The sequence below is a fragment of the Nocardioides sp. NPDC006273 genome, assembly GCF_040613495.1.
GTDB lineage: Bacteria > Actinomycetota > Actinomycetes > Propionibacteriales > Nocardioidaceae > Nocardioides.
In genome coordinates this window covers 1-8,715 of sequence record NZ_JBEXSD010000104.1, presented here as the reverse complement: position 1 = coordinate 8,715, position 8,715 = coordinate 1, and the positions used below count along the sequence as shown (strand labels likewise).

General features: G+C 69.9%; 9 protein-coding genes. 1 reads left to right on the top strand and 8 read right to left on the bottom strand.

Annotated features, from left to right (window positions below):
- Window positions 1–92 precede the first annotated feature (92 nt).
- From ABZZ22_RS26260 to ABZZ22_RS26235, 6 genes are all read right to left on the bottom strand, one after another.
- Window positions 93–1,865 (bottom strand): serine hydrolase domain-containing protein, encoded by a 1,773-nt coding sequence (locus tag ABZZ22_RS26260; protein WP_354938250.1) that lies wholly within the window; start codon window positions 1,863–1,865, stop codon window positions 93–95.
- 76 nt (window positions 1,866–1,941) lie between these two features.
- Complete coding sequence (locus ABZZ22_RS26255) at window positions 1,942–3,186, bottom strand: MFS transporter (protein WP_354938247.1); 1,245 nt, start codon at window positions 3,184–3,186, stop codon at window positions 1,942–1,944.
- Entirely contained in the window at window positions 3,183–3,713 is a 531-nt protein-coding gene (locus tag ABZZ22_RS26250) for a helix-turn-helix domain-containing protein (protein WP_354938244.1), read from the bottom strand. Before ABZZ22_RS26250 ends, ABZZ22_RS26255 begins: the two co-directional genes overlap by 4 nt.
- 62 nt (window positions 3,714–3,775) lie before the next feature.
- Entirely contained in the window at window positions 3,776–4,429 is a 654-nt protein-coding gene (locus ABZZ22_RS26245; RefSeq protein ID WP_354938242.1) for an MOSC domain-containing protein, read from the bottom strand.
- A gap of 58 nt (window positions 4,430–4,487) precedes the next feature.
- Window positions 4,488–6,035: a family 10 glycosylhydrolase gene (locus ABZZ22_RS26240; protein ID WP_354938239.1), complete on the bottom strand. Its 1,548-nt coding sequence runs from the start codon at window positions 6,033–6,035 to the stop codon at window positions 4,488–4,490.
- A 105-nt stretch (window positions 6,036–6,140) separates the two neighbouring features.
- A complete protein-coding gene (locus tag ABZZ22_RS26235) occupies window positions 6,141–7,028 on the bottom strand; it encodes an aminoglycoside phosphotransferase family protein (protein ID WP_354938236.1) in 888 nt (295 codons plus the stop codon).
- Between the two features lie 69 nt (window positions 7,029–7,097).
- Here ABZZ22_RS26235 and ABZZ22_RS26230 point away from each other — a divergent pair, with 69 nt between their 5' ends.
- Complete coding sequence (locus ABZZ22_RS26230) at window positions 7,098–7,622, top strand: cupin domain-containing protein (protein ID WP_354938233.1); 525 nt, start codon at window positions 7,098–7,100, stop codon at window positions 7,620–7,622.
- Here ABZZ22_RS26230 and ABZZ22_RS26225 read toward each other — a convergent pair.
- Both ABZZ22_RS26225 and ABZZ22_RS26220 read right to left on the bottom strand, forming a co-directional pair.
- Window positions 7,607–8,056 (bottom strand): NUDIX domain-containing protein, encoded by a 450-nt coding sequence (locus tag ABZZ22_RS26225; protein ID WP_354938231.1) that lies wholly within the window; start codon window positions 8,054–8,056, stop codon window positions 7,607–7,609. The genes ABZZ22_RS26230 and ABZZ22_RS26225 overlap by 16 nt on opposite strands.
- 31 nt (window positions 8,057–8,087) lie before the next feature.
- A complete protein-coding gene (locus tag ABZZ22_RS26220) occupies window positions 8,088–8,555 on the bottom strand; it encodes a pyridoxamine 5'-phosphate oxidase family protein (RefSeq protein WP_354938227.1) in 468 nt (155 codons plus the stop codon).
- Between the last annotated feature and the right edge of the window lie 160 nt (window positions 8,556–8,715).

Sequence of the window (8,715 nt, the reverse complement as noted above, 5' to 3'; positions counted from 1 at the left end):
CCCGTCGACCCACTCCCCGGCCGTGCTCACCTCGGCGCCGGTGTCGCGGATCGACCGTGCGGTCCCGGCGACGTCCGCCTCGGCGCGGGGGGTCAGCCGCGGAGCGCGGAGGCGAGGTAGGCGAGGCGGGGGTGGTCGGCGGTGGGGAAGGCGGTGACGGTGGCGGTCTCGGCCACCGCGATCTTCCAGTACGTCGCACCGGCGACGACGAGGAAGTCGGCCTTCGACGAACCAGCACCGGACAAGGGCGTCGTGATCAGCTCGGGCTCGCCGAAGGCCCGCATCGCGGCAAGGATCGCGGAGTCCTCCTCGAGGGCGGCACGCGCGGCGGCGAGGACCCCTTCCTCGGCGTCGGGGACGGCGTTGACACGCAGGGTCTGGATGCGCGGCTCGGCCTCCGGCGAGAGCATGACCTCGATGTCGTAGCGGCCCTTCTCGGCCGGCACGACGGCCAGGGCGACACCCATGGCACGGGAGAAGTAGCCGTAGGGCGCGCCGCCCAGCGGCAGCCCGACCTTCGCCCGCGCCTGGGTGATCTGGACGCGCCGGGCGGCATCGGGCGCATCCAGCTCGACGTTGTCGGCGAACAGCGACGGCAGCGCGAAGGCCTCGGCGCCGGCCGGATCGAAGGTACGCAGCCGCTCGACCGCGCTCTCCAGCGCCGAGTCGAGCCGCGGCCGCAGGCCCTTGACCACCGTCGAGAACCGGTGCGGACCACCACCGGCGAGCTCGTCCGAGACCAGCGAGCGCAGCGCGGCCATCGCGGTCGCCCCGGCCCCCGCATACGTGCTGTTCGACAGCGTGATCACACCCAGCCCCGTCGCCGGGTGCCAGACCATCCGCGAGCCGTAGCCGGGGTAGCCGCCGGAGTGGTGGACGAACTGCCCGAGCCGGCTGTCGTGGTCGACCATCAGGCCGTAGCCGTAGCCCGTGGCGACCGCGCCGACACCCGCCTCGGCGCCGGAGAAACCGGCGAACCCCAGCGAGGCCGACACCGCGCCGAACCGGTGCAGCTGCTGCATCTCCCGCCGGGACGCCTTCGACAGCGGATGCCCGTCGGCAGCTGAGGAGAAGGCGCCCAGGAACCCGCCGACCCAGCGCGCCAGGTCGGCGACCGAGGAGTGCAGACCACCCATCGCCGCGAACGACCCGGACGGCACCGGCGGGATCGCGGCCCAGGTCCGCGGCCCCTCGAGCCGGTCGCCCGCCCAGGCCGGATGCAGCGGCAGTACGTGACCGGGGACCCGGTTCGGCACCGCATCGGGCGAGTAGGCCGAGGAGGTCATCCCCAGCGGCGCCAGCAGCTCGTGCTCGACGAAGTCCCGGTTGGCTCCTTCCGGAGACGAACCACCGACGACGTTCTCGATCGCGCGCCCGAGCAGCGCGTAGCCCAGGTTGGAGTACTCGAACCTGACCCCCGGCTCCCGCCCGGTCGAGAAGCCCCCGTCGAGGAACGTCCCGAAGGCGTCGTAGGACAACGACTCCTGGCGGTCTCCCCACGGGTCGTCGGTCGGCAGGCCGGCCGACATCGAGAGCAGCAGCCGCAGCGTCACAGCCGGCGAGTCGGCGGAGTAGGGCGCCTGGTCGACGAGCTCGGGCACATACTGCGCGATCGCCTCGTCCAGGTCGACCAGCCCACGGTCGCGCAGCAGCAGCACCGCGGCCGCCGTGAACGACTTCGACATCGACGCGATCCGGAAGACGCTCTCCGCGGTCGGCGCCGGACCGCCCTCGGTCGTCGCTCCGTACGCGCCGGAGTGGAGCAGCTCGGAGCCGCGTACGACCCCATAGGCCAGCCCCGGAGTCAGGTTCTCCTCGAAGCGCTGGGAGAAGAGCTCGTCGACGACGGTGGTGTTGAGACTCATGCCGCCACCTCCGTCGAACAGAGGCAAGAATACGGACGTGGCGGCCTGAGGCCGATGGTCGTTCGCTGGCGCTCACTCATGCGGGCGTTCCTTCGGTAGCAGGTTGCTCGACGCGTTGCAGCCTAGCCACGGAAGGCACCGCAACCGTGGCAAGACAGATCAAGATGCAGAGGACGCCGCTCGCCAGGAAGACCGGTTGCGCCCCGAAAAGCGCCCCCAGCGGCCCGTACATCAGCTGTCCGATCGGCATCGCGATGTAGGACCCGAGCATGTCGTACGACCACGCCCGCGACTGCATCTCCTCGGGCACGTTCTCCATCATCGCCAGGTTCCAGCCGAGGCTGAAGATCTCGATCCCGGCCCCGGCGACGGCCATCACGATGATGAACGGCACCGTCTCCGGCCACAGCCCGAGCGCGATGAACGGAAGCCCCATCAGCGTGACGCCGAACATCCCGGCACGCAGCGGATACCGAAGGGTCAGCCGCATCAGCACGAACGTCATGACCAGGAGCCCGATCGCCTGGGCAGAGCTGCCCAGCCCCCAGCCCTGGACACCCAGAGAGGAGGACTTGGCGTACGCCGGCCCCAGCACCTGCATCCCGCCGGACCAGATCGTGTTGATCACCATGAAGGCGAGCACGACGACCCAGAGCCAGGTGGTGGAACGGACGTACGTCCATCCCTCGACCAGGTCCGTGAGGGCCGACGTCTTCGGCCCGGTCTTGTCGCGGCGCGGGATCCGCACCGGCAGCAGGAAGATCGCGGCGAGGAGCCAGGTCAGCGCGTCGATCGCCAGCGCCCAGCCGGCACCGACCCCGACGACCAGGACGGCCGCGGCCGACGGCCCCAGGATGGTCAGCGCGCCTCGCGACATCGACAGCAGCAGGTTGGCCGGCTGCAGGTCTTTCCTGGCGACCAGCTGCGGCACCATCCCCTGCATCGCCGGGTATGCCATCGCCGACATGGTGCCGTTGACCGCTTGGAGGACGATCAGCATCCAGATCTCGGCGTTGCCGGTGATGATCAGTCCGGCGGACACAGCCTGGGTGAGCGCCGAGGACAGGTTCGAGATCTGCAGCACCAGCCTGCGCGGGAACCGGTCGGCGATCACGCCTCCGACCAGCAGGAAGACGACCATCGGGATGGTGTGCGCCGCCACGACGGCGCCCAGCGCCGACGCCGAGTCGGTGACCTCCAGCACCGCGAAGGCCAGCGCGATGTGCGACATCGAGGTGCCGGCCATGTTCACGAACCGCGACGCGAAGAACCACCCGAAGTCGCGGTCCTTCAGGACGAAGAGGCTCTCCTTGATGCTCATTCCTGCTCGCCCTCGGGGTCGGCCATCACGAACGCGGCGGCCGTGAGGCTGACATGGACCGTGCCGTCCGTACGCGGCGGGCGAGCGTTGTCGTGGAGCAGGTCAGATGCGTCCCGGACGAGGTCACGGACCCTTTTCCAGACCTCCGGATCGACCCACATCTCCGCGTCGGTTGTCAGCGCCGGCCCGCTCGTACGCTCCCGGCGACGCCGCACCATCTCCTCGGCCATGGCGCGCACGAAGACCTCGTCGTCGGCCGGGCTGACCTCGGAGCCCTTCAGATGGAGCTCGAACGTCCAGGGGTGCCGGTAGCGCTTCGCGATCCCACCGCGGATCCTCTCCTCGCCCGCCACCTCGAGCAGCCCGGCGCTCTCGAGCAGCCGGAGATGGTAGGAGGCGTTGGCGTGGGTCACGTCAAGCTCGCGCGCCACCTCCGCGGCCGACAGCTCCGCCCCGGTCAGCAGCGACAGCATGCGCAGCCGGAGCGGGTGCCCGGCCGCCCGCAGCCGCGAGATCTCCTCGTCCACCAGACCTCCAAAGAGTCGTTTGGGAGTCAGTATGGCGAGGTCGACGACCAACCGTCAAACAGTTATTGGAGGGTGTTGGTGGCGACGTACCTCTCAGCCGCCGCCCGCGGCTTGTCCCCGAGACCGTCGATGCCGATCAGGCTCGGCAGCAGAGACCGGTCCGTGTTGAGTGCCCGGAACAGGGTCGAGACGCTGATGTCGTGGTCGGGGCGGTGGACGACGACGATCTCGTCGCCGGCCTGCAGCTGCCCCTCCTCGAGGACGCGCAGGTAAGGCCCCGGCCGGGCCTCCTGAGTGAACTTCTTGACCCACTGGGCGTTGTCGTAGCCGGAGACGCCCATCCAGTTCTTGAAGTCGTTGCACGGCGTACGCACGCTGCAGATCTCCAGCAGGACCGTCCCGATCCGCCACCGCTCCCCCACCAGAGCCGCGTTGACGTCGATCCCCTCGGTGGTGAGGTTCTCGGCGAACTGGCCGTCGCGGAGCGTCACCCCCATCCGCGAGCCCCAGGCATCGAGGTCCTCGCGGGCGAAGGCGTAGACCGCCTGCTCCTCGCCGCCGTGGTGTCGGCGGTCGGTCTGGGTGTCGGTGACGATCCCCTCAGGACCGACCGTCACCGACTCCGCGACCGCCAGCTTCTCGATCGAGGTGGCACCCACCTCGGCCCATTCTGCAGGCTTGGACTGACCGATGTTGACGCTTCGTACGACTGGCATGGGCGTAGTCTCGCCGCCCGGCCAGGATGCCGTCGAACGGTTATGTGCAGATGTCCGGTCAGGAGAACGAGGCCGTTGCGATCCTTCCAGGCCCGACACGTACGACATCGACGGGACGCTGATCGGCACCCTTGGGCGCCTCGACGCGGACCTGATAGAGCCCGGGCGGCACGTGCACGAAGCCGAACCAGCCCGAGCCGTCGGCCTTGGCGGACAGTGACGGTCCCGATTGGTCGAGGGGACGCAGCGTCACGGCCGTCTGGTCGAGCACCGTGCCATCGGCGAGCCGGGCCAGGCCGGCCACGTGACCGTCGGTCGGAGCCGACTTCCAGGGCATGTCCGGCACCACCGCAGGAGTCTCGAAGGGCCCACCGGGCCCGGCGAGCGCTTCCGTCAGCGCAGCCCGCTCGGCAGGCCGCGTCGACGGGTCCGCCAAGGCCTCGCGGGTCGGGTTGGCGTAGGCGTACCCGCTCCAGCCGGCTCCCTGGTTGCCCGCGGCGCTCGGCGTGACTGCCTGCCATGCCTGCGCCACCGAGTCGGCCACGGAGTTCAGGTAGAGCGCCGGGCCGTTGACCGCCTGTCGCCCGGCCTGGTTGTCGGCGAGGAACTCCGACCACTCGTCGTACATCGTCGCCTGCGCCGGCATCCAGTCACGCTTGTAGTTCATGGTCACGGCGGTGTCCATGATCCCCTCGGACAGCCAGCCCCTCCAGTCCTGAAGGACCTCGGCGTACGTGCGCGTCTTGGTCCAGCCGCCGACGGCCTGCGGACCGTTGCCGTAGGTGATCGCGTCCATCGAGAGTCGTGCGCTCGGGTCCACCGACCAGAGCCCGAGATAGATCTTGCGGACCAGTCCGGTGACCTGGTCACGTCGCCACTGGCTCCACTGTGCGTCCGCAGGCACGGGAACGTCCGTACGTCCCGTGGCCGCCTGGAAGCGAGCGACCGCGACGTCGTTGTAGCCCCAGTCGCTGTGGGTGGTCGTGGAGGAGCCGTCGGGGTAGCGGACGTAGTCGAGGTTGATCCCGTCGACGTCGTAGTTCTGCACGATCGACTGCACACCCTCGACGATGTAGTCGACCACGCCGGGGTGCCCAGGGTCGGCGTAGGCGTTCGCACCCACGCGCTCGGTGCCGTCGTACTTCTTGTTCAGCCACCGCTCGTCCCCGGCCGCCGTGGGGCCGTGCTGGTTGAACGCGTGCTCGGGCGAGCGCGGCGCGGTCGCGGAGTTCCACATCGTGTTCACGTTGACCCAGGCGTGCACCTCTATCCCGGCCGCGTGCGCCTCGGTGATGATCTCTTGCAGCGGGTCGTAGGGGGCGGGGTCGATGGCCGCATCCGTACGCGGATAGAGCGCGTCGTTGCAGAAGCAGTCCCAGCGCCGCGCGGTCTGCACGATCAGCGCGTTGACGTGCATGTCTTCGGCGACCTGGACCAGCTCGTCGACCTGCGCGGGGGTGTAGATGCCCCGGTTGAAGCCGTCGACCCACAGGCTGCGCCACTGCTCGGGCGGGTCCGCCTCTGCGGCCGCCCCAGGTGACGCGGGGGCCATCATCGCCCCGATCAGGGCCACGGCACTCACCACTGCGAAAGGGAAACGTCTCATCATGACCTCCGTCGCCCCCGCGGCCGGCGCCGTCGCCGGCTGATCGAGCGTAGGGGCTGGGGGCGACCGGCGGAGCCGATTCGGTCAACCCTGTTGCCTCCGCCGTCAGTCCTGGACGGCCTTCGCGACGGAGATCATCGCGGTGATCCAGTCCTTGTCGGGCACGGGATTGTCCTCGAGCTCGTGCTTGACGTTGACGATCAGCCGCAGGACCGCCCACGCCCGGGCGCGGTTCTCGTCGAGCTCGGCGGCGTCGACGAGGGCGAAGAACCGGTCGCGGACGCCGTCCCGGATCCGTCCTGCGTACTCGTCGAAGCGGTTCCAGAGCATCGGCGCGAGCTCGTAGTGCGGGTCGCCGGAGAGCGGCTTCGGGTCGATCGCGAGCCACTCCTCACGGTCGCCTCGAAGGACGTTGGCAAAGTGCAGGTCCGTGTGGATCAGCGTCCCGTCGGTGGCCTTGTCACGGGCGAAGTCGCGAGCGATCGCCCGGGCCTGCTCGACCATCCGCGGCGGCACCGGAAGCCGCCGCTCCCCCAGCTCGCTCGCCCAGCGTGCGGCCTGCTGTGACAACGTACGCAGCTGCGGCGGGGCCGCGACGTGCAGGCGCCCATGGAGGCCGCCCACGATCTCGCACGCCTGCACGTCCCAGAGCTCGGAGAGGTCCTCGGTGTGCAGCCGCTCGAGCAGCAGCGCGAAGCGCTTCGGGTCGGCCCGCAGCAGGCGTACGGCGCCCCGACCGCCCCACACCTGCAACGCGAGCGCCTCGTGCTCGGCCTCCCAGTGGGGCCAGTCGACCTTCAGCACCGCAGCCTCGCCCTCGGCGGTGCGCACCGGGACCACCACCGCGCAGCTGCCGTGGGTGGAGGGGCCGTCGACGGTCAGCGACCACTCCTCGAGCAGGTCGCGCAGCAGACCGGGGAGGTCGTCGAGCCACGCTGCCCACGGCGGACCGTTGGCCGCGAGAGCCAGGAAGGAGTCCGGGACGAGGGTCACGGCGGCAACCCTACTGACGCAATTTCCAATGGGCTTCCCAACCCTGGACGGATCGGGCAGTTTTGGCCCATGTCACTTCCAGAGTCGATGGGGACCAAAGGTGTCCCCTACCCGCCCGAGCGCTACGACGGCGATGCCGGTGAGGTCTCGGCGTTCTACCGCCCTGACGCCACCCCGCCCGATCTGACCTACCCCAACGGCGTGAAGGTCGACTATCTCGCCACCGGAGCGACGACCGCGGGCGACTACGGCCTCTACCGCTGGCACTTCGGCCCCGGCGAGACCGGTCCGGGGCCGCACTTCCACCGTGCGGTCGCCGAGTCGTTCTACGTGCTGACCGGGACGGTGCGGATCTTCAACGGCGAGGAGTGGATCCCGGCCGGCGCCGGCGACTTCGTGCACGTGCCGGTCGGCGGCCTGCACGGCTTCCGCAACACCACCGACGAGCCCGCCTCGATGCTGCTCCACTTCACCCCCGGCGCGCCGCGGGAGGGCTACTTCGAGGGGCTGCGCGAGCTGGCCGAGGGCACCGAGCTCGGCCCGGACGACATGGCCGAGTTCTACAAGCTCCACGACAACTACTGGGTCGACTGAGCGAGCTTCAGCGCCTCCAGCCCCATCCGCACGATGGGGCTGGTGGTGTCGGCCCCGATCACGGGGTCGTCCACCCCGACCCACCCTGCGAACGCGGTGGTCCCGTCGACCTCCAGGGTGCCCAGCTCGCCCCCGACGATCCGCGCCTCGAAGACGATGCGCGTGGACTGGTAGGGCCGTCGCCCCGGATCGAACGGCACGACGTGCACGTCGGTCGTCAGCGGAGCCCCGACCTCGACGTCGTACCCGGTCTCCTCCTTCACCTCGCGCGCCACCGCGCTCGGCATCTGCTCGCCGTAGTCCACGCCGCCGCCCGGGAGCGTCCAGCCCGGCTCGTTGCGATGGTTTCCCCTGAACCAGCTCAGCAGGATCCGGCCATCGTCGACGACGACGGCGTACGCCGCCACGCGGGTGTCGTACTCGGTGAAGTGCATCACTGCGAGACTAGCGCGGAGACGCCGGAAGTCAGTCGAAGACGAAGGCGGTGGCGTCCTTCGGGAACGACGTCCACGCCCGGATCCGGCGTGGATGCACCGCCGGTGACTCCGTGGCCGGCTTGAAGACGCTCTCGCCGTACTCGGGATACTTCGCGTTCAGCAGCGCCGCGATCTCCTCCGCCGCTGCCGGGGAGAACGAGGTCGTACGCACCTCCCCCTCGACGACGACCAGCTTCCACGGATCCGGCAGGTTCACGGTCACCTTCGGATGCGCGGTCGCGAGCCGCCGGTGCAACGTCTCCGGGCTGCCGCCGTAGACCAGCTTGTCCTCGAACCAGACGCCGTCCAGCGGCGTCACGTGCGGACTCCGCCCCGGCCTCTCGAATGCGAACCAGAACTGCTTCGCCTCGACCAGCCGCCGGCGTACGTCCTCCCACTCCATCAGCTCGCTGGGCGTGCCGTACTCCTCCGGGAACCGAACCTGTTCTGTACGCATGCGTGTCACTCAACCACCGCCCGGCCCCCGCCGACCCGACCGTTCTTGCGCAACGGCACCGGCGTTCAGGCCGCGAGCGTGTGGTCGAGAAGTACGTCGCGCAGCACGAACTCTGCCCGGGACAGTGGTGGTGGGTCCGGTGTCCAGGTGTCGGGTGGTG

Bases quoted from the DNA above. Each gene is read 5' to 3' on its own strand.
- ABZZ22_RS26260 (WP_354938250.1), bottom strand. From the start codon at position 1,865: ATGAGTCTCAACACCACCGTCGTCGACGAGCTCTTCTCCCAGCGCTTC.
- ABZZ22_RS26255 (WP_354938247.1), bottom strand. From the start codon at position 3,186: ATGAGCATCAAGGAGAGCCTCTTCGTCCTGAAGGACCGCGACTTCGGG.
- ABZZ22_RS26245 (WP_354938242.1), bottom strand. From the start codon at position 4,429: ATGCCAGTCGTACGAAGCGTCAACATCGGTCAGTCCAAGCCTGCAGAA.
- ABZZ22_RS26240 (WP_354938239.1), bottom strand. From the start codon at position 6,035: ATGAGACGTTTCCCTTTCGCAGTGGTGAGTGCCGTGGCCCTGATCGGG.
- ABZZ22_RS26230 (WP_354938233.1), top strand. From the start codon at position 7,098: ATGTCACTTCCAGAGTCGATGGGGACCAAAGGTGTCCCCTACCCGCCC.
- ABZZ22_RS26225 (WP_354938231.1), bottom strand. From the start codon at position 8,056: ATGCACTTCACCGAGTACGACACCCGCGTGGCGGCGTACGCCGTCGTC.
- ABZZ22_RS26220 (WP_354938227.1), bottom strand. From the start codon at position 8,555: ATGCGTACAGAACAGGTTCGGTTCCCGGAGGAGTACGGCACGCCCAGC.